This window comes from Parasedimentitalea maritima (assembly GCF_005771405.1).
Classification (GTDB): Bacteria; Pseudomonadota; Alphaproteobacteria; order Rhodobacterales; family Rhodobacteraceae; genus Parasedimentitalea; species Parasedimentitalea maritima.
Map to the genome: position 1 here is coordinate 1 of NZ_VAUA01000006.1, position 21,152 is coordinate 21,152.

General features: G+C 51.9%; 17 protein-coding genes and 1 pseudogene. 3 read left to right on the plus strand and 15 right to left on the minus strand.

Annotation, left to right across the window (positions count from 1 at the left end; all coding sequences use genetic code 11):
* Window positions 1-127 precede the first annotated feature (127 nt).
* The 6 genes and pseudogenes from FEE96_RS23800 to FEE96_RS12545 form a co-directional block, all read right to left on the minus strand.
* Window positions 128-343 (minus strand): annotated as a pseudogene (locus FEE96_RS23800) (IS5/IS1182 family transposase); the annotation flags it as partial.
* Between the two features lie 252 nt (window positions 344-595).
* A complete protein-coding gene (locus FEE96_RS12525; RefSeq protein ID WP_138163434.1) occupies window positions 596-1,522 on the minus strand; it encodes a carbohydrate kinase family protein in 927 nt (308 codons plus the stop codon).
* An 18-nt stretch (window positions 1,523-1,540) separates the two neighbouring features.
* Window positions 1,541-2,164 (minus strand): nucleoside/nucleotide kinase family protein, encoded by a 624-nt coding sequence (locus FEE96_RS12530; RefSeq protein ID WP_138163435.1) that lies wholly within the window; start codon window positions 2,162-2,164, stop codon window positions 1,541-1,543.
* Entirely contained in the window at window positions 2,161-2,928 is a 768-nt protein-coding gene (locus tag FEE96_RS12535; protein WP_138163436.1) for an ATP-binding cassette domain-containing protein, read from the minus strand. Before FEE96_RS12535 ends, FEE96_RS12530 begins: the two co-directional genes overlap by 4 nt.
* Complete coding sequence (locus FEE96_RS12540) at window positions 2,928-3,989, minus strand: ABC transporter permease (protein ID WP_138163437.1); 1,062 nt, start codon at window positions 3,987-3,989, stop codon at window positions 2,928-2,930. Before FEE96_RS12540 ends, FEE96_RS12535 begins: the two co-directional genes overlap by 1 nt.
* A 95-nt stretch (window positions 3,990-4,084) precedes the next feature.
* Window positions 4,085-5,098 (minus strand): sugar ABC transporter substrate-binding protein, encoded by a 1,014-nt coding sequence (locus tag FEE96_RS12545; protein ID WP_138163438.1) that lies wholly within the window; start codon window positions 5,096-5,098, stop codon window positions 4,085-4,087.
* 195 nt (window positions 5,099-5,293) lie between these two features.
* Between FEE96_RS12545 and FEE96_RS12550 the strand changes: the two genes are divergently transcribed.
* The gene (locus tag FEE96_RS12550) at window positions 5,294-6,493 is read left to right on the plus strand and encodes an ROK family transcriptional regulator (RefSeq protein ID WP_138163717.1); all 1,200 of its coding nucleotides are present in this window, start codon (window positions 5,294-5,296) and stop codon (window positions 6,491-6,493) included.
* A gap of 339 nt (window positions 6,494-6,832) precedes the next feature.
* On the opposite strand, the gene speB is transcribed toward FEE96_RS12550, so the two are convergent.
* From speB to speA, 4 genes are all read right to left on the minus strand, one after another.
* Entirely contained in the window at window positions 6,833-7,696 is an 864-nt protein-coding gene (gene speB, locus FEE96_RS12555; protein ID WP_138163439.1) for an agmatinase, read from the minus strand.
* A complete protein-coding gene (nspC, locus tag FEE96_RS12560; RefSeq protein ID WP_138163440.1) occupies window positions 7,693-8,862 on the minus strand; it encodes a carboxynorspermidine decarboxylase in 1,170 nt (389 codons plus the stop codon). Before nspC ends, speB begins: the two co-directional genes overlap by 4 nt.
* Before the next feature lie 81 nt (window positions 8,863-8,943).
* On the minus strand, window positions 8,944-10,200 hold the full coding sequence (locus tag FEE96_RS12565; RefSeq protein WP_246079433.1) for a saccharopine dehydrogenase family protein: 1,257 nt from the start codon (window positions 10,198-10,200) through the stop codon (window positions 8,944-8,946).
* Window positions 10,169-12,067 (minus strand): biosynthetic arginine decarboxylase, encoded by a 1,899-nt coding sequence (gene speA, locus FEE96_RS12570; protein ID WP_138163441.1) that lies wholly within the window; start codon window positions 12,065-12,067, stop codon window positions 10,169-10,171. The genes FEE96_RS12565 and speA overlap by 32 nt, the downstream gene beginning before the upstream one ends.
* Before the next feature lie 739 nt (window positions 12,068-12,806).
* On the opposite strand from speA, the gene FEE96_RS12575 reads away from it, so the two are divergent.
* The gene (locus tag FEE96_RS12575) at window positions 12,807-14,048 is read left to right on the plus strand and encodes an SH3 domain-containing protein (protein ID WP_138163442.1); all 1,242 of its coding nucleotides are present in this window, start codon (window positions 12,807-12,809) and stop codon (window positions 14,046-14,048) included.
* Between the two features lie 14 nt (window positions 14,049-14,062).
* On the opposite strand, the gene FEE96_RS12580 is transcribed toward FEE96_RS12575, so the two are convergent.
* The 5 genes from FEE96_RS12580 to doeA form a co-directional block, all read right to left on the minus strand.
* Window positions 14,063-15,157: a hypothetical protein gene (locus tag FEE96_RS12580; protein ID WP_212744766.1), complete on the minus strand. Its 1,095-nt coding sequence runs from the start codon at window positions 15,155-15,157 to the stop codon at window positions 14,063-14,065.
* 152 nt (window positions 15,158-15,309) lie between these two features.
* Window positions 15,310-16,359, minus strand: a complete 1,050-nt coding sequence (locus tag FEE96_RS12585) for a hypothetical protein (protein ID WP_138163444.1) — start codon at window positions 16,357-16,359, stop codon at window positions 15,310-15,312.
* A gap of 330 nt (window positions 16,360-16,689) precedes the next feature.
* On the minus strand, window positions 16,690-18,060 hold the full coding sequence (locus FEE96_RS12590; protein WP_138163445.1) for an aspartate aminotransferase family protein: 1,371 nt from the start codon (window positions 18,058-18,060) through the stop codon (window positions 16,690-16,692).
* 14 nt (window positions 18,061-18,074) lie between these two features.
* Window positions 18,075-19,067, minus strand: coding sequence for a N(2)-acetyl-L-2,4-diaminobutanoate deacetylase DoeB (gene doeB / locus FEE96_RS12595; protein ID WP_138163446.1), 993 nt, complete (start codon window positions 19,065-19,067; stop codon window positions 18,075-18,077).
* Window positions 19,068-19,070: 3 nt separating this feature from the next.
* Window positions 19,071-20,252 (minus strand): ectoine hydrolase DoeA, encoded by a 1,182-nt coding sequence (gene doeA / locus FEE96_RS12600; protein WP_138163447.1) that lies wholly within the window; start codon window positions 20,250-20,252, stop codon window positions 19,071-19,073.
* Window positions 20,253-20,422: 170 nt separating this feature from the next.
* Between doeA and FEE96_RS12605 the strand changes: the two genes are divergently transcribed.
* The gene (locus FEE96_RS12605) at window positions 20,423-20,899 is read left to right on the plus strand and encodes an Lrp/AsnC family transcriptional regulator (protein WP_138163448.1); all 477 of its coding nucleotides are present in this window, start codon (window positions 20,423-20,425) and stop codon (window positions 20,897-20,899) included.
* The last annotated feature ends 253 nt before the right edge of the window (window positions 20,900-21,152 follow it).

The window sequence follows — 21,152 nt, forward strand, 5'->3', positions numbered from 1 at the left end:
TTGTAGACCGTTTTCCAAATATTCTGCGCAGCCGCCCAGCAAGCGGATGAAAATTCCGTTCGCTTCCGCTCGAAATTTGGCGGGGTGTTCTGGGCCACATTTCTCAGCCGGAATGATATTGTTGACAGGTACCCAGAAGAGCTCTCGCTCTAGTATAATCGCCCACTTGACCAGCGGTCATCAAAAACCGAATTGGTCGCCCTATCGTGTCGGCTATTGCATGCAAATTTGGTTCATGCCGCCTTTGGTGCTCCTAGTCAGACCTCCCCATGTTTGACCGACAAACTGGAAGCTGTCCGGTGGGCTATGAAATGGTCGCGTCGATTGAAGTGGTTTTGTTGTCTGGAGCTTAATCGGCAAGCTCCTTCATAACCCGGGCAAAGTCCGACTGGGGTAACGGGAATCTTGACCGTCGGTTACCTTGTGCAACAAAGATCGCGCTGGTGACACACTTCTCGACTACGAAAAAGGGCCTGCGCTAGCAATCGGTGCCAGGAGTTACCATCTTAACCGAGGAAGACGCGGGCGAAGTCGAACAAGCTGCCTGTACTGGCCGTTGGACCTTTCCTCGGAGAATTAGCATATCTAGCCCGCTTTAAAGTTCATTGGCCCAAGGCGGATTTGAACCAGAGCGTGATACGGCAATTGCGGCCACTCTAGCTCCGTTTTGTAACGCCTGTTTCAGCGCTTGGGCAGGTAACGTTTTCAGCTCGTTTTTCCTGAGAAGGTCAAGGTCGAACAGCTTGGCCAGAACCCCGGCATTGAAAGTGTCCCCGGCTCCAACCGTATCTACAATTTTTGCTTTTTCAGCGGCGACCGTCACCTCGGTTCCGTTGGGTAGAAAGCCCGTAGCCCCCTCACTACCTCGGGTCAGGATGATCACAGACGGTCCCTTTCCCAGCATGATCTTTGCTTTTTGACGTAACGACATCGACCCCGGTATCATCCAATTCAGGTCTTCATCAGATACCTTGACGATATCCGCCCGTGTGATCATTTGTTCAATCCGAGCGCGATAGCGGGTTTCGTCCTGTATAAATCCCGGGCGGATGTTTGGATCCAGCATAACCACCCGATCACCACCGTCGCGTTCCAGCAAGGCGGCATAGGCATCTGCGCAGGGTTCGCATGCCAGACTGATTCCTCCAAAAAACAGCGTTGATACGCCAGCTGAAAGGACTGGAATCTCTTGTAATTCCAGCATTCGCCCGGCGGTGTTCTCGTCAAAAAAACTATAAGCTGCCTGGCCCTCGATGAGTTGCACAAATGCGAGTGTAGAAGGCCGATCAGAAGTAACTACGTTTGAGGTGTTAACGTGGCTGGCCTTCAACGCAGCGATCAATTGCTGGCCAAACATGTCGCTCGAAATTCCGCTCAGCAAACCTGCCTGAACGCCAAGCCGCCCCAAGGCGATTGCAGTGTTGAACACTGCACCACCCGAATGAGGCACAAATCCTGTTCCCCCAACGGTTGTTGGTGATGGTATCATGTCGATCAGGGCTTCACCGCAGCAGAGTATCACGTCTGTTTTCCTTTTAGGTTAGATAATGATGTCTGCAGGCAAGGCGCATTCTTCTATCACCCTAGCATTCGCAAGGTCATTTTCTTCAGCACGTTTTTTGGCTTGTTCTGGCGAAAGTCCATACGACAACCAACGTTCCAGAAGCCGATGTTTTAAAGTAGTCTCTGGAACCTCCATTCTCAGGGCTAGGTCCCAATGATGGCGCAAGTCTCGCCAAATTGGTCTATCAAACAGAAGATAGTTGCCTTCGACAATTACAGTGTCGCAAGTCTTGTTCACACAGCCCGCAGCTGCGATGGCAATATCCCGGGATCGATCAAAAGTAGGGAAGTAGATTTCGGGTTCATCATGAAGCCGGGTAATAAGTTGCAGGAACCCCTGGATGTCAAACGTTTCAGGGGCCCCCTTTCTGTTGAGAAGACCGCGTTCAACAAGGATCTCGTTGTGCAAGTGGAAGCCATCCATCGGCAAAACCTGAGCAGCGCAACCTTCCTCGTTTAACCGATTGGCAAGCTTGTCTGCCTGGGTGGACTTCCCACTGGCCGGAGGACCGGCTAAGGCCACCAAACGACGCACCCCCGACCGGGGGGACGCCAGAACCTGGACCGCCAGTTCCTCGAGAGAGGGTATTATGCTGCTCATGCTGCTTTGGGGGCTTCTTTTGCGCCGGTCATAAAGGCAACCGCGTCAGACATTGTGTAGTCCTTGGGGTCAATGACACAGAGCCGTTTGCCAAGACGGTGGACATGGATGCGATCCGCAACCTCGAACACATGTGGCATATTGTGACTGATCAGAATAATCGGAATACCGCGCGATTTGACGTCCTGGATCAGCTCCAGAACTTTGCGGCTTTCCTTGACACCCAGTGCAGCTGTTGGTTCGTCCAGAATGATAACCTTGGAGCCAAAGGCAGCAGCCCGCGCCACAGCGACACCCTGTCTTTGCCCGCCAGAGAGTGTCTCGACAGCCTGGTTGATATTCTGGATTGTCATCAAGCCCAGTTCGGTCAGCTTGTCGCGAGCGAATTTTTCCATTGCAGCGCGATCAAGCTGGCGTAGCCATTTGCCCCGAAACCCCGGCTTTCGCATTTCACGTCCCATGAACATATTGTCGGCGATCGACAGGGCAGGGGACATAGCCAGAGTTTGATACACCGTTTCAATTCCGGCCTCTCGGGCCGCGATGGGAGAAGAGAAACTTACGTCTTTCCCCTCTAGCGTTACCGTGCCTTCATCGGGGATCACAGCGCCAGACACGGCCTTGATGAGCGAGCTTTTCCCGGCTCCGTTGTCACCAATGACCGCAAGGATTTCACCCGGCATGAGATCAAAATCACAATTGTCGAGTGCTGTAACTTTGCCGTAGCGCTTCACCAGACCGCGGCCTTTTAAAATCGGTTCCATTATGCAGCTACCTTTCTGATCCACTGGTCCACGGCAACCGCAGCAATGATGAGTGCGCCGATAAGCAGGAAAGTCCATTGTGCGTCGGCGCCGGACAAACGAAGGCCCAGAGTAAAAACCCCAACAATGAGAGCCCCAAACATCGTGCCTAGAATAGAGCCGCGCCCGCCAAACAGGGAGATGCCCCCGATGACCACCGCGGTAATGCTTTCGATGTTGAGAAGTTGCCCTGAGGTCGGAGAGACCGAGCCAATACGGCCAATCAAAGCCCAACCAGCGAAGGCACAGATCAACCCGGCCAGAGCGTAGACCGAAATCAGCACCTTCTTGACGTTCACACCTGACAGTTCAGCTGCCTCGGGATCATCACCCACAGCGTAAACATGTCGGCCCCAGGCCGTGTGTTTCAGCACATAGGCCAACACCAGAACCAGCACGATCATCAAGACGACGCCAAGGGTGAAAACTGCGCCGCCAACTTTGAATTTGGCCCCGAGCAATTGCAAAAGTGGGGCCTGTTTGGCGATGTCTTGCGAGCGGATGGTTTCGTTGGCGGAATAGAGAAAGTTGGCGGCTAGAACAATTTGCCACATTCCCAGTGTGACAATAAAGGGCGGCAGCTTCATCCGGGCGATCAGCCAGCCATTCACCGCACCAATGGCGGTGCCAACGGCCAAACCACAGGCGACGGACACAACAGGTGGTACACCGTAGCGGAATGTAAACTGACCCATCACAACCGAGGAGATCACCGCTATCGCTCCGACGCTCAGGTCGATCCCGGCGGTGAGAATGACAAGCGATTGGGCAGCAGCGACGATGCCAACGATCTGAACCTGTTGCAGTATCAGTGTTAGGGCAAAAGGCGAAAAGAACTTCGAACCCAGAATAAGACCAAAGACAACAACAGCTGCCAATAGAACGATCAATGGCACAAGTGCAGGTGTGGTGTGTAACGCATGGTGAAAACGAGCAACCAGCCCTTTTTCGTGATCCTCAAATGAGGCGATCTCGGGTTTCGCGCTGCCTGCGGCGACCTCGAAATTATCGGACTGGGTCATTGGTTTCCTCCCCGTCGATGAAACAAAGGGTATTGGTAGAAAAGGCGGGTCGTTGCCCGCCCTTTCCATCAGTATTCAGGTGAGTTGAGAATGGATCAACCCCAGCAGAGATCTGCACCCTTGGCGGTGTCTACACTGGAGACGCCATCCACAGGATGATCTGTGACAAGTGCCACCCCTGTATCAAAGAAGTCTTTGCCGTCAGTCGCCTGAGGTTTGACACCATCTTTGGCCCAAGCGGCAATCGCCTCGATGCCTTTGGAGGCCATCAGCAGGGGATACTGCTGTGATGTGGCTCCAATGACGCCGTCTTTGACGTCAGCAACGCCAGGGCAACCTCCGTCAACTGACACGATCAGTACGTCATTCTCGCGACCAAAGGATTTAAGGGCCTCATAAGCGCCGGCGGCAGCTGGTTCGTTGATTGTGTAAACAACGTTGATGGATGGGTCCTTGGCTAGAAGGTTCTCCATTGCCTTGCGGCCACCTTCTTCGTTGCCAGCGGTCACGTCGTTACCAACAATACGTGGGTCCGTTTCATCACCCCATTTGTTTGGGTCGCCCAGTTCAATGCCAAAGCCCTGCAAGAATCCCTGATCGCGCAGCACGCCTACAGTTGGCTGGCTTACGCCCAGATCAAGCATCGCAATCTTTGCATTCGCAGCGTCATCCCCCAAAGCAGCGGCCGCCCATTGGCCAATCAACTCACCCGCAAGGAAGTTATCGGTGGCAAAGGTCATATCTGCGGCACTGATCGGCTCAAGCGGTGTATCCAATGCAATCACCACAAGACCGGCATCACGAGCCTGTTGAACGGCAGGAACGATCGAACTGGTGTCAGATGCAGTCAACAAAATGCCATTGGCACCATTGGCGATGCAGGTTTCAATGGCTGCTACCTGGGTCTCGTGGTCGCCGTCGACTTTGCCAGCATAGCTGTTGAGGGTGATGCCCAGCTCGGCCGCCTTAGCCTCGGCACCTTCACGCATCTTCACGAAGAACGGGTTTGTGTCAGTTTTTGTAATCAAGCAGGCGCTGATGTCATCAGCCGATGCGGTGCCGACCATTGCAGCCAAAGCCAGGGTCGAAGAAGTCAGAAGTTTTTTCATAATGTCCTCCCGAGGATCATTCTAATTTGTCGGATCAGGCTCCTCCCAAATCCGAACCCCAGCAAGTGCAATGCCGCGGGTTGCCTTCTTAAAAGGCTCGATTCTGATCTCACTGTCAATAAATAAATAAACTTTATTAATTAAGCGGTCTGCGATAACTTCCCTAAGTGAAAGGAGGGGATTATGGTGGGCCTCATGGATGGTGGAAAAATCAGAAACTTAAGTGGGGGCGTGAACCAGAGTGGGCTTCGCGACCATAATGAACGTTTGCTTTTGTCCATGTTGCAGCGCCAGGGCGCTATGCCAGGAAGCGATATAGCCCGACGAACCGGATTGTCTGCACCGACTGTGTCCACCATTCTGCGCAAGTTGGAGAAAGATGGCTTTCTGAAGCGTGGTGAGCCAGTGCGGGGCAAGGTCGGCAAACCGTCAATTCCGATGAACCTGAATGCCGATGGTGTATTATCATTTGGCGTGAAAATTGGGCGGCGTGGCGTCGATCTATTGTTATCGGATTTTGACGGAAATATCCGCCTGCAGGATCACATGACATATGACTACCCCCTGCCTGAAACCGTGTTTGGTTTTCTTGAGAAAAGTCTTGCCGGCACTCTGGGAGGAATGGAAACGGACGCGATAAATCAACTATGTGGGATAGGTATAGCTACTCCATTTGAACTCTGGAAATGGAATGACTTGGTTGGTGCCGCGGCCAAAAAGTTTCAATCATGGCGAGATATCGACTTTGATCGAGAAATCCGTCGGTTCAGTGACTTGCCAGTATTTGTTGTAAACGATGCAACGGCTGCATGCCGGGCTGAACATCTATATGGTCGTGGCAAACAGTTCAGGGACTACGCATATTTTTTCATCGGATCGTTTATCGGCGGCGGCATCGTGATGAACAATACCGTATTTGAAGGCAATCAGGGCAACGCCGGCGCGCTCGGAGCGATGCGCACAACTGGCCCGCTTGGGGAAAGTCGGCAATTGGTTGATGTCGCTTCTATTCATCTACTTGAAGCACGTTTGATCGAAGCTGGCCTAGACCCTGACATTCTCTGGCAACAGCCGCAGGACTGGAGCGCTTTGTCGCGCTATGTTGATCCTTGGCTTGGCGAAACTGCACAAGAGCTGGCTAAGGCATCCCTTTCAATTTGCTCGGTGGTCGATTTTGAAGCAATCCTGATCGACGGCGCATTTCCTGCATCCATCAGAGAAGAATTGGTCGATCGCGTAAAGCGATACCTGGTTAACCAAGATACACGGGGATTGATTGCGCCGCAGATTGAAACCGGCAGCATAGGTGAAAATGCGCGCGGTATCGGTGCTGCTAGCACCCCGGTTTTCTCGCAGTTCTTCTTGAACACAAATGCAGGATTGTCTGCGATGTAACCTGAACCTTTTTTAGGTTCTACAATTACGTACAGGGCTGCTAACAATGCTCAGGCATATTGAACTGGCAATTTTCGAAAGGAAGCTGGCTTGAAGGAGCACCAAGGGAGGCTTCAAAAAGGACAGGTTCGAAATTGCTATTTGAGAAGGTGTTGTTGAAACCCATCAGCTGAACCATAGGGCAGGGTCAGCGGCGACATCAGTGCAGAAGTGATTTGATCGTTACTTCTTGCTGCGGAATGGGTTTTGGAAGATTGCGTCTATGACGCCAATTGTTTCCGTGACAGCATGAACTAAGTGTCGAACCCTGCATTTTCTTAACTTCGGGAATCGTCTCGCTCAAGAGGGGGTCTCATGCATGACACATGCGGCCATCAGGCGGTAAACAATTTGGGCCGCGGTGAAATCCCAAGCAGCGTTTTCGTCAGGCGCAAGTTCGACCACATCGAGGCCCACGCAACGGCGCCCTTTTACCGCGTGTTCGACAAGATGCAAAGCTTGATAATAATTCAGCCCACCGGGGACTGGCGTGCCGGTGGCTGGCATCTGTGAGGGGTCTAATCCATCCACATCGAAACTCACATAGACCAATTCGGGAAAGTCTTGCGGAAGGTCAATTGTGTGGATGTTGCCAGTGACCAGCTCTTCCGCATCCACATAAAAAACATGGTTTCTTTTGCGGCTTTCAACTTCTTCACTGCAAAGTGCACGCACTCCAAATTGCGCAAGCTTTATGCCCTCCTTTGCCAGCAGATGCATGACAGAAGCGTGGGAGTGCTTTTCGCCCTGGTAAGCCACACGTAGATCCGCATGTGCATCTATCTGTATAAGGCCAATTGGCTGACCAAGCGCGCGAGACACACCCATCACTGCACCGTAACTCAAAGAATGTTCGCCGCCTAAGGTCACAGGCACTTTACCTGCGCGCACGGCGGTTTCGGTTCTTTCGGAAAGGCGCTCCATCACTTCTGGCAATGGACCCTTGCAGTTAAGTGCAGGTTCGGTAACGATGCCTGAGGCGCAGGGTTCTACCCCATTGCACAATCTCTCGAGCTCGTTTGAGGCTTCAAGAATTGCGCCCGGTCCTTTGGCTGTGCCGGAGCCATAGGAAACGGTTCGTTCCAATGGCACCGGAATCACGCGAAAGCGGGCATCTTCTGTCCGCTCAGACGCTGACAGTTCGCTATCTAGAAAGATACTCATGACAGGCGTTCCTTGAAATGCTCGTACCCAAATTGCTTAACAATCTGCAGATCGTCGGTCTCACTGTTCCACAAGGCAATCGTGGGCAGGGGAACGCCGTTGAAGGTGTTGGTCTTGACCATTGAATAGTGGGCTTGGTCAAGGAATGCGAAGCGCTCTCCGACTTCCAGTGGTTGGGCGAATGAGTAGTCCCCGATCACATCTCCTGCCAAGCAGGATGGGCCGCCCAAGCGATAGCTATGGCCCTGTCTAGCCTCGTCCATCAAAGCAGGGCGGTACGGAGCTTCGATCACGTCAGGCATGTGGCAGGTCGCCGAAATGTCCGTGATGGCAAGGGGCATGCCGTTTTCGGGAAGATCCAGGACTTCGCCAACCAGAATACCAGCATCAAGAGCAACGGCTTCGCCTGGTTCAAGGTACACGTTGACACCATAAGTGGTGCGGATTTTTTGGACAAAGGCAATCAGCGTTTCACGATCATAATCTTCGCGGGTGATGTGATGCCCACCGCCAAAATTCAGCCACTTAAGCCCTTGCATATAGGGCTTCAAAATGGCCTCAACTGCGTCCCAAGTTCGCGCCAGAGGTTCAAATCCCTGTTCACACAGGGTATGCATATGCACCCCGTCAACACCCTGCATCATTTCAGAGGTTAGTTGGCTTATCGGCGTTCCAAGGCGTGAGCAAGGCGCGCAGGGGTCGTATTTTGCCACTTCACCTTCAGAATGTTCTGGATTGATACGCAGGCCAACTTGCTTGCCAGCGGTTTTGCACTTTGCAAGGAACCGGGCCTTTTGCATTGGGCTGTTAAAAATCAAATGATCCGAAAGCGCTATGATCTCGTCTATTTCATTTGTTTTGTAGCCTGCGCAAAAAGTGGCAACTTCTCCACCATATTCTTCGCGTCCTAGCCGTGCCTCAAACAGGCCGCTGGCGCAGGTGCCACCAAGATAGTGACGCACCAAGGGGGCAAGCGAGTACATTGAAAAAGCTTTGAGGGCGGCCAAAACATGCGCGCCTGAGCGGTCTGCTACCTCGGCAAGGACCTTAAGGTTGCGCTCGATCGCAACCTCGTCGACCACAAATGATGGCGACGGGACGCGGCTAAGATCAAACTCTCGGAAGGCACCGGGTTCGCCGGCCTGAGTTGTCATCATCTCAGACATCATATCATCCAGAATAGAGCGCGGTGAGTTGGGTCTGGCCGCGGGTGGTGTCGCTGCCCGGCGTTGCCGCCAGGCCTGATTTTAGAAAGTGACTGGGCCGTCCAGTTCATGCACCTGCCAGGGCAGGCCATGGGCGTTCAGCATGTCCATGAAGTTGTCGGGATCAAGCTGCTCCATGTTCCAAACACCGGGTTCCTTCCAGTTGCCACTCAAAACCTGAGCCGCGCCGATCATAGCCGGAACCCCGGTTGTGTAGCTGACGGCTTGACTGCCGACTTCGCGGAAGCATTCTTGATGGTCGCAGATGTTGTAAATGTAGTAGGTTTTCTCACCCGAGCCATCAATTGCTTCACCAGTGGCAATGTCGCCAATACAGGCTTTGCCTTTAGTTTCTGCACCTAGATCACCGGGATCAGGTAACAGAGTTTTCAGAAACTGGATTGGAATGATCTCCTGACCATCATGCATCACAGGATCGATGCGGGTCATGCCAACACTTTCCAGAACTTTTGCATGGGTGATGTATGCGTCACCAAAAGTCATCCAAAAGCGGGCCCGCTCAATTTCAGAGAAATGGCTTGAAAGGCTTTCCAGTTCTTCGTGGTACATCAGGTACATGTTTTTGGGCCCGATGCCGGGGAAATCGAACTCGACCTTATGTGTCATAGCCGGAGAGGTTTTCCACTCACCGCCTTCCCAGTGACGTGCTTCTTGCAGCACTTCACGCAGGTTGATTTCAGGATTGAAGTTGGTAGCAAAGGTCTGATCGTTTGACCCGCCATTGGCATCCAAAACATCGATTTGGCGAATGGTTTTAAGCTTGTGCTTGCGAAGCCAGGTCGCAAACACGCTGGTCACGCCTGGGTCAAAACCAGAGCCGAGAATGGCTGTTAGACCTGCTTCTTTGAAACGGTCCTGATAAGCCCATTGCCAATGATACTCGAATTTAGCCACGTCTTCTGGCTCATAGTTTGCAGTGTCCAAGTAATGGCAACCGGCTTCAAGGCAGGCGTCCATCAGGACAAGATCCTGATAGGGCAGAGCAAGGTTCACTAGGAGTTCGGCACCGGTTTCGCGGATAAGTGCGACCGTAGCTGCTACGTCCATGGCATCAAGAGCGGCTGTCTTGATCTCGATACCCGTGCGTTCACTGACGCTTGCAGCGATCGCATCACATTTGGACTTGGTGCGGCTGGCCAATGTGATTTCGGTGAAAATATCTGCATTCATAGCCATCTTGTGCACCGCTGCGTGACTTACGCCGCCAGCACCCACGACAAGTGTTTTGCCCATGGTGGTTCCCTCCTTACCGGGGTTGTTCATAGTAGGTATATCCATTGATAGAGTCCCGATAGGCCCCCATCAGAATTTTGCGCTCGCTGGCCTTCACGGACCCTTCCGAGATCGCCTCGTCCACCATTTTTCGGAAGGCGGCGACACAGTCGGCTGGATCGAATTCAACATAGGAAAGCACTTCGGAAATGGTGTCACCTTCCTGTTCGTGCAGGAGGTCAAATCCGCCGTCAGCTCGAAGATCAATTGTGACCACGTTTGTGTCGCCGAACAGGTTATGCAGATCGCCCAGTGTTTCCTGATAGGCACCGACAAAGAAGACACCTAGGTAATAGGGGCGATCTTCGGGGAGCGAGTGCACGGGCAGGGAGGGTGAGATCCCATCTGCCAGAATGAACTGATCCACCTTGCCGTCACTGTCGCAGGTGATATCGGACAAAATAGCCCGGCGGTCAGGTTTTTCGTTCAGCATTTGCAGGGGTACGATTGGATGGAGCTGGTCGATAGCCCAAACGTCTGGCAGTGATTGAAAGAGAGAAAAGTTGCAATGATACACGTCAGCCACTTTTTCCAGCTGTTCTTCCAATTCACCCACCGTGTCTGAAGCTGCCACCATCGCTTTGATCTGCGCTGTTAGTGAGAGATAAATCCGTTCTGCACGCGCCATCTGCCGCAGATCAACCACACCGCGACGAAACAACGCGCGCAATTCATCCCGGTAAAAGGTGGCGTCATTCCAACACTCTTGAATTCGATCGCGGACCAGATACCCCTTAACAGCAGCAAGATCAGAAACCAGGTGGTGGTCATCCGTGGCAACTTCGGGAGCGTCCGGAGCGTCGTAGAGTGTTGTTTCCAAGACATCAAAGATTAGCATCGAAGAGGTGGCAACCACCGCGCGGCCACTTTCTGTCACCAGCACCGGATGGGCCAGCTTGGCTTCGTCCATCGCATAAGCAACAGTTTCGACCATGTTCGCGCAGTATTCCTCGACTGTGTAGTTGATGGAATTGTCACTGCTGCGTTTTTCTCCGGTATAGTCCACGCCTAAGCCGCCGCCGAGATCCAGATGGCTCAACGGTGCGCCTTCACGTGTGAGCTCCACAAAATACCGACAGGCTTCGGATGTCGCCCGCCGTACATCGTTGACGTCGGGCACCTGACTTCCCAGATGTGAATGCTGCAGCTTCAGGCAGTGGATTAGGCCCGCTTCCTTTAGGCGGTCCACGACCCGCAACAACTGATCTGTGTTCATACCAAAAGTTGACCGGTCGCCTGAACTCTCCTGCCACTTGCCACCAATCTGGTTGGTTAGCTTCACGCGCACCCCCAGAAACGGGTCAATTCCAAGTTCACGGGTCACTTCAATTACAGTCTCGGCCTCCTTCGGACTTTCCAGCACGATGACAGTGTTGAAACCCAGTCGACGAGAAAGGATAGCAAGGCGAATGAACTCGGCGTCTTTGACACCATTGCAGACAATCAACGCATCTTTTGACAAGCGGTGCGCCATTGCGATCACGAGTTCAGGTTTTGATCCGGCCTCAAGCCCATAGTCGTATGGTCGTCCAAACTCCACAATTCGGTCCACCACCTGGGCCTGCTGGTTCACCTTGATTGGAAAGACACCGCGATAGGGCGCCTTATATCCAACACGTTCAATTGCGTCGGTAAAGCTCTTGTTGAGGTGGCGAATTTCGTTTTCTAGAAACGAGCTGACCCGCAGCAACAGCGGCGTAGAGATGCCCCGTTGTTCGAGGTCGTGGAGGATCCCAGGCAAACTAATCGACCCGGAGCTTTTCTGAGCTGGATCGTTAAGGGATATTTCGCCTTCAGGAGAGACCGTGATGAGCCCTTTCCCCCAACGATCAACGCCGTAAATCTTCTCTGAAGGATCATGGTCCTGCTTCAATTGAAACGGCCTTTTCTGTCTAGGGGTAGAGGACTGGAGAACGTGTAAAAGCTGAGACGAGTCTACGAATTAAGCAGATTTCAAGCCGCACAATCGTCTGTTTTGAAACCACTTCACGTGCTTCCATCTCTAACATGAATTCCAATGTCAACAACGATGTTTTATGGAGTTGTCGCAGATATGATCCAATAGAGAACGCAACGACGAAATACTGCAGCTCAGGCCCTTTCTTTATGCCGCCCCGCCATCAAGATAATGAGGTGAATTTCGGTGTAGTGTCGCTTACCATATAGTCGACTTCGTCGAGGCCCACGATCAATGCTCCCAAACTATCCTGATATGGCGTCTGAAGGACCGGCTATTTGGTGTAATGCTAAGTAGCGCAATGAAGCTACGAATACGCAATCTGGGACTGCAGTCGCGTGGTGCAAAAACCTTGAACCGTGAGAAAAAGAGGTGCACCCTAGACCCGTGATTTTGATGTTTTTTACCAGTGGAAAAATTAGGTGGTTCCATTGCGTACAGCTGTTTTAATGGCCTTCGTGTTCTCTTCATTTATGTCGACACCTGCATTTGCAGCTGACGTCAGTAGTGGAGGCTCTGAGGGCTGTCAGCTGCGAATGGAGGGGCAAATTGTTGCTGGCGATGCAACCTCTATAGAAGCACAGCTGTACATCTAGAAAGCACGACGGGTACGTCTACTGATGCCGTGCTTTGCGTGTCTGGATCAGGTGGAAGTTTGACCGAAGCTCTAACGATTGGCACTTTGCTGTATGATCGAGGAATTAGGACGCGGATCGAAGCAGATCAATCCTGCCTCTCGACGTGCTCGGTAGTCTTTATGATGGGGACGCGGTTCTTCGAGGAAGGGGTCGACGACGGACATAATGCAAGTCGCCGGATGCATGTCACCTCTCGCTTAGGGTTTCAAAAGCCAGAGTTTAAAGTGGAGGCGGATGGTGTTTTCGACGCCGCTGCGGTCGAGACGTCTATTGATGAGGCGGTCCAGACCATTCTAGCCTTTCTGAAGTTGGCCAATCTCGGCTCCAATCCCAATGTAATGGTGCCTTCAGATCTGATTGAGAAGATGTTTGAACATCAGGGACATGATTTCTATTACATTGAGACGACAGGTCAAACCAGTCGCTGGGATATTGGGCTGGATGGGTTTGAACCACCGCGGAGGATGGATCCTAGAGCGGCCCACACGGCCTGTAGTAACCTAGGTATCTGGCAGAAGCGCTATGAAGCGGATGCAGGAATTTATAACGATGGAGACGCGCTCATGGTGGATCAATCCACCGAAGGGGTTGTGTTCAAGGTCAATGGCGCATTTCAGAGCGATGCTGCACATGAGTGTCTGATACAGTTGAAATCTTATCCTTCTGGTGGTGTGGAGCTAAATGCTTGCGGCAATCTTGGGCGCGAAAACCTGCTGATTGCTAACAAGGGGTGTGGAAATGGTATTGAAGAGCTGATTTACCATTCGTCCGATCAGTTGGAATACTCGTACGACTTTGATGCGCGAGCGTTGCTGCCTCCAGCAACAGAATTGTCTAGGGCCAACGCCGAAGCCCGGGAAATCGAAGCAAGAGCTCAGGATTTCCTCGCGAGCCAAACGCCGAGCCACAACAATGGACAACAACATCGCAGTTGCGGTGCTCTGGATGGATTGGTTCAGGTCACCAACGTCAAGAATTTTGTTAATATGCGATCCGACACAAACTTTAACGCTTCCGTCGTGGCGGAGGTAGCACTTGGTGCAGAGTTACGTCCGGCAGATGGTGCTATCTACCGCACTTCTGACGAGCAAGCGTCGGGCGATAGATGTGCGCATCTATGCTCCAGCGCCCAAAAGAACGCGTTGGCTGGCACCGAGGTCGACGAGCTGGAACAATGCTTTCAGAGCAATTATTTCTGGTACAAGCTGCACACGTCACAAGGCCAGACCGGCTTTGTCAGCGCCAAATATCTCGAGTGATATTGACGAAAAAACTAGGGGAACAGAACGGCAATACCAAGGGCAGCAAGCATCGTTACACCAACTAAAATGAGTATGAGCTTGCCTCCCTCTGCCGGAGTATCGGTATCTACCGGTTGGTCAGGATGTTCACTGTTTTCAAAATGATCGCGTAGACGGGCGTACCAAGAGGGCGGCAGCATAAGGTGTTCGATGATACGGTTACCTTCGTTCTCTGTCTGCTCAAGATTATATCCGTCCCATTTTACCACCACCTTGACGAGGTCCGCACAGTACAACTCTTGGCAGTGATCGCAGCCGCGCAGAATTAACTGAGAGTAGTCATCAGGTTGGATCTCATCCTTTGCGACGGGGAGGGCTTCCAACGTTTCATACAAACCGTTTCCCAAATCAGACTGAAGTTTTTGCTCTTGTGGAAAACTGGTCAAAGGTAAGGCGTTCAACAACGGTGACTTGAACAGGACCTGTGCCTCTTGTTCGCAAGCCTCACAATACACATAGTCAGCCTTGCCCGCGGATGTCTTACTGACAAGCCCGGCCCAGAGCACCAAAATTAGGGCTTCTAGAATCCATAGCCCGTACAACCAGACACCAGAAAGATGAGGAAACTCAAATGCAAAGAAAAAGAACTTAGTCAGTAAAGCGACTATTAGGCCAGGCAGAACAGCTGAAGCAACTTTTGTATCATCCATCACATAGCCATGAACAATCGTAAACATGCGCTCTGGGTCTTCCCATGGGTAATACACCCCGTTTGGTAGACCTGTTGCTGCCTCTACATCACCGATCTGAAGAAAAACATATGTGAAAAAGTATGTTACGAGCAGCCCTAGAAAACCGATGAACAAGCCCCCCCACAAGGCAAACCTTTCGTTCCTGATCTTGCCGAGCTTGATGACTTTAGCCATCAGCATCCCGGCAAAGCCACCGGTGAAAAGGACCCCAATGAAGCCAACATCTATAAAGTAGAATCCAACAAGCATCATAGTGCTACCCAGCGCGCCGATCAGGGGGGCTGCCAACAACCCACCAATCACAGCCAACATGATGCCGCGTTTGGTGAGCTTTCCCGAATGCTCGTAATAAATTGACTTAGGTTTCAAATACAACCTCCGGTCGTTAATCTGTGGTCATTGGGGCAGTGGCCAGCGGCCTACTTGTGGGTTAGTTTCCCTGTTTTCGGCCTTAACATCCCTAACACTCTTGCTGTTGTTTCGTGATACCAGCGGAGAAACCAATTCCGCGATCTCCTCAAAAACTCTTACGCAATAAAGGTTGCTAGCAACCGCTTAACAGCTCGCGCTTCATGGTACTTTACGCCCACGAAAAAAACTCTCATACGTCCTTCGAAGTTCAGCGTGAGTGTTGATGGCCCTAATCCCAAAGGGGCATCATTGGTCAAAACTTCGCTCAATTGACTAAGATCTGCCCTTTGTGTTCGGTAAACCCATGACCCAAGGGATGAGGTTATCACAACGCCCTCGGCTTCAACTCGAAAGCTAAAAGCCGACAGGGTCCAAAGCCAAAGAAATGCAAACAAAATGAGGCCACTGAACAAGAGGCCACCATTTTCAGCAACAGCGTATACTAAGTCACCGGTCAGTATTCCTACAAACGTGAAATAAGCAAAAGCCACCGTAAAAAACACCGGAAGTATCCATGTAAAGAGACTTCGTCGCAATTTAAGCGGAGCGACGGTAATGCCCGATTTTTGAGGTAGCGGTTCAATGAGCGTGGGCCGTTCTGGGGTGAACTCCGGTTTGTCACGGACCATCGGTTCTGTTGCTACAGCGGTACCTTCTTTGAACTGTCGTTCGGGCAATCCCAATGCTAGCGCCGCATCGTGCCAGATTTTGCGATCGGTAACTCGTTTTCGTCCGGCCATGTTGGAAGATGCGATTTCAACGTTACACTTGGCATCGCTGCCATGACCAAGAACGGCTTGCCAATCAATCCGGCTGTCACTTTGCCAATATCTGCCAGTGTCTCTTATCGTGTCCTCGTGCCAGTCTACCCCTGCATATGCCGAAAGTGGTTCGTCCCATGTTTCTAAACGGCTCTTGTAATGCACGCCTTCCGTATCAATCACGCATCGAAAGCTGAATGTGCGCCTGATCCAAAACCGCAACAGTTCACAGGGGATTGAGATCACAGCGATGACAGCCAAACCATCGAATGTGTCATTCTCCGATTGAGACACAAAAATAAAAACCAGGATCGGCAAACCGATGATCAGGTGAAGCCAACGAAATCCATTGCCCGGTGTCGATTGAATCACGAAGGGCAGCTGAAAGGAATTTGGACTGGTCATAACACAACAACTCAAAAAACACGGAGCCCGGTCAAACAGGAAAGGGCCAACAAAAAATCAGTGATCATCAATTTCCACGTAATCAATGATCCTATGTCTATTGATTTCGCTTTATCAACTGATTTCCCTGAGTACTGGCAAGAATAATTTGGGACAATGCGCCAAGTATTACATGCACCACGTCCCTCTATCAGGAGATCGTTCACCGAAAACGGGCATATAGTGTTTGAAAGGTTGTAGACTTGGCAAACGTGTGCATTTTGCCATTGGATCAAGCCGGGGAAGTGCCCCCTCTGGATCCAATGGCTTGTTATGCGAGCAGCCTAGGGCTTACCCGAGTACCTTTGTTACCGCGTCTTTCGCAACTGAGACAACCTGATCCACTTCGTCTGGAGTGATGCACAGAGGTGGGGCAAAACCGATGATGTCGCCTTGTGGCATTGCACGTGCGATTACATTATTCTCCGCCATTGCTGCAGATATGGTGGGGCCAATTTTGCGTGATGGATCATAGAGGTTCAGCGGCGATTTCGCTTCTGCAAACTCCACCGCACACATCAACCCTTCGCCACGAACCTGGGCAACATTTGGGTGATCTGCAAATGCTTCGGTTAGTTTATTCAGCATGTAGGAACCGGTTGTACCAGAATTTTCGACCAGACCCATTTTGTCAATCAAGTCCAAGTTGGCGACACCTGCCGCGGCTCCGATGGGATGGGCAGAATAGGTCCAGCCATGCCCGATAGCGCCGTTTTCATCTGTGCCCCGTTCCAGAACTTTCCACATCTTGTCGGATACAATGGATCCTGAAAGCGGTGCATAGGCCGAGGTCAGACCTTTGGCGATAGTGATGATATCTGCTTCGATGCCGTAGTGCTCCGAGCCAAACATGCTGCCCAAACGGCCAAAACCGGTTACAACTTCATCTGCAATCAGCAGAATGTCGTACTTCTTCAAAACGGCCTGAATAGCGGGCCAGTATCCAGCCGGGGGCGGAACAATACCACCGGTGCCCAGCACAGGTTCACCAATAAAGGCGGCAATTGTGTCTGGACCTTCAGCCAGGATCATCTCTTCCAGTTTTGCGGCGCAATCAGCAGCAAACTCTTCTTCTGACATCCCCGGTGTGGCACCGCGCAGGTAATAGGGAGCTTCGGTGTGAATGACCTGGCTCAATGGCAAGTCAAATTTGTTGTGGAACAGTTCCAACCCAGTAAGCGACCCGGTCATCAGCCCAGAGCCATGATACCCACGCCAGCGTGAGATAATTTTCTTTTTCTCAGTCCGACCCAGAATGTTGTTGTAATACCAAACCAGTTTGATGTTGGTTTCGTTGGCATCCGAGCCGCTTTGCCCAAAATAGACCTTGGACATGTTGTCAGGTGCCCGGTCGAGGATCATTTTTGCTAGGGTGATTGAGGCTTCGGTGCCGTGACCGACGTAGGAATGGTAGTAAGCCAGTTCATGTGCCTGTTTGGAAATCGCCTCGGCGATTTCGGTTCGTCCATAACCGACATTTACACAATACAGACCGGCAAAGGCGTCCAACATTTTGCGGCCGTCGCGGTCCGTGATGTGAACGCCTTCACCCGATGTAATCACGCGTGTTGGTGTGTCGCCACGCGCATGTTGTGCTAGATGTGTCGAAGGGTGAAAGAAGTTTTCCCGGTCCCATTGGCCGAGTTGATCATTGGTCAGCATTTTCAGTCTTTCTGTTAGGTGTTTTCTTGGGCCAGAACCGCCAGGCAATCGCCCAGCTGCACCAGCCCGAGCGTATGGCGAACCGCCAATAGCCCGTCCATTTTTGCGCGAATTTCTTGCGGGGGATGTCCTGTGCGGCGCAGTTCCCAGATCTTGGCCAGAACTGCGCCTTTCTTGATTGGATCACCCAGGCTTACGGTGAATTCCACAACTCCGCGGGTTTCTGCGAAGTGGAAACAATCGCTATCAGTTTGGGACAGGTGGCGCGTTGGTGCGACCTCCAAGTTCCCGCTCATGATACCCACATGGATCAGGACATTACGCACCCCTTTTCGCGCAATTTCCACACTTTCGACGCAAGAGGTGCCGCCGCCGCCCAATTCGGTGGTGACAAAGGTTTTGCCCATGTTTTCAGCGGCTTCGTCGTACATACCAGCAGCATCAATTTCGAGCATCTGCATTGAGAATGGCGCGTTAAAGGCATCTCGGGCCGCGCAACAGCGGGCTTCCTGCTCTTTATTATCCAACAGATGTGAGGCTGCATAGGGTAGGAAATCCAGCGTTTTACCACCGGAGTGGAAATCAAGAACGATGTCTGCCATCGGCAAAAGATAGCGCTGGAAATAGTCGGCAATTTTCTCAGTCACACTCCCGTCTGGCTGACCGGGAAACGCGCGGTTCAGGTTCCCTCCGTCGATGGGGGAAGTCCGCGACCCTGCAATAAACGCAGGCATGTTCATGAAGGGGATGATAATCACCCGCCCGGTGATATCTGCCGCTTGAATATTGGCTGCCAACTCAACCAGTGCCAACGGCCCTTCGTATTCGTCGCCGTGGTTGGCACCCGTTAACAATGCGGTTTGACCATCTCCATTCTTGGCCACAGTGACGGGGATCATTACAGAACCCCAGGCACTGTCATCGCGGCTATAGGGCAGACGCAGATATCCGTGGTGAACACCGTCAGCATTCAGATCAATAGTGGGCGTAACCGAAGACTCGCGCATCTGTTATCCCTTCACAGCCAGTTGGGCGGGTGTATTGCACAGGTTTTCAGCACCTGTTTCGGTGATCAGAACAGGCTCGGTGATTTCGATCGCACCATCATCCAGCCACAGGGCTGGCATGAAGTGGAACGTCATTCCTGCTTCCAGTACTGTCTTGTCGTTTTTTCGGAGCGAGTAGGTGCGTTCCCCCCAATCTGGAGGGTAGGACAGTCCAATTGGATAACCGCAGCGGCTGTCTTTTTCAAAACCCAACTTGTTCAGGGTTGAATTGAAGGCGATGGCAATATCTTCGGCGAAATTTCCAGGTTTCGCCTTGGCCATACCCGCAGCAACGGCTTCAAGAACGGCATTTTCTGCCTCACGGTATTTCTTGGGTGGTTCGCCAAAAAACAGAGTGCGCGACTGTGGTGCATGATAGCGACGGTGAACACCTGCAATCTCGAAAAACGTGGCCTCTCCCACCTTTAGTTCCGCATCATCCCAAGTCAGATGGGGGGCACTTGCATCTGCACCTGATGGTGCTAGCGGAACAATTGAAGGATAATCCCCCCAATGGCCATCCGCTCCGGAAATTGCGGCGTGGTAAATGTTTGCAACCAGATCATTTTTCTTCATGCCCGGCGTCGCGGTTTCCAAAATGGTGGCATGCATCTTTTCAACGATTTTGGCTGCACGTCGCATATAGGTGATTTCAGTTTCGCTCTTTACGGCGCGCTGCCAATTCACCAAGCCGTTGGCATCTGCCCAAGTTGCTCCCGGCAGGGCCTGTACCAGTGACAAGTATGCGGCTGCGGTGAAATAGTAGTTGTCCATTTCCAGACCGATATGGGTGTTTTGCCAACCCTGTGCTGCGACCAGTTGCGCCAGGTCTTGCATCGGATGTTTCTCTGGGTTTTGCACATAGATGTCTTCGTAACCAAAGATATGGTCGTGGGACATAAACACGGTGCGTTTAGCCCCAAGCCCATCCATTGCGCGCCCCCACCACAGGGGCAGCCCGGTTGGCCCAAGCACGACCGCCTGATGCACATAGAAGGACCAGCCATCATAGCCAGTCAACCAAGCCATATTCGCAGGGTCTGTTATGACCAGCGTCTGAATGCCTGCCGCTTCCATCGATTTGCGGGTTTTTGCGATCCGCGTTTCATATTCCTGGACGGAAAACGCCAACTTCGGTGTTGTCACAGTAGCGCCTCATTTTTCAAAATTATAAACGGTCGTTTGCAAGGCCCCATCGAGAGGGCCAATGTGCTTGCGCAAACCATGTTTCCGCAGTGCCATATTAACAAGCACCTCTGTTCATTTGATGCAATGATTGCCAAAGTGCGCATAGAAAATGCAAAAGCAGGAAACAGATGGGTAAATCACGCGCCTTGGATGCCTTGGACCGAAAGATTCTTCACGAGGTTCAAATCAACAACCAGCTGACATCTGCGCAGCTATCTGAAAAAGTAGGGCTGTCTCCAACTTCAGCGCAGCGCAGGCTAAACCGTTTGCGTGGCGACAAGGTCATTGAAGGGGACGTCTCGGTTGTCTCAACTGCGGCTGTTGGCCGGTCACTGACCATGATCATTTCTGTGCAGCTCGAGCGCGAGCGTTCGGACATTATTGACCACTTCAAAAAGGCGGTCAGAAACGAACCTGTGGTGATGAGCGCCTATTACGTGACCGGTGATACCGATTTTATGTTGATCATCAGTGCTCGGGACATGGAAGAATACGAAGAATTCACTCGTCATTTTCTATATGATAACCCCGATATCAAGGGATTTAAAACCACGGTGGTTATGGATCGGATTAAGGCATCTTTTTACACGCCGCCATGGGAATGAACTGGCAACACAAATCAGTAAGTTTTGCACTCATCTAATTTGTGGGCGCAGCTTTCTTAATATGAAGGCCCCGCTGTGAAGTGGCGGGGCCTTTTTGATGTTTGATTTTAACAGAACCACAGCCGCTTATTAAAAGTCCTGCCAAACCTTGGAGGATCCAAGGTCACCATTGGCAGCTGCGGCAAGGGGCTGCGTTTCGGGCTCCATGTCCCAATCCGAGCCATGTGCCGATGGCGCGTTGAACTCGACGACG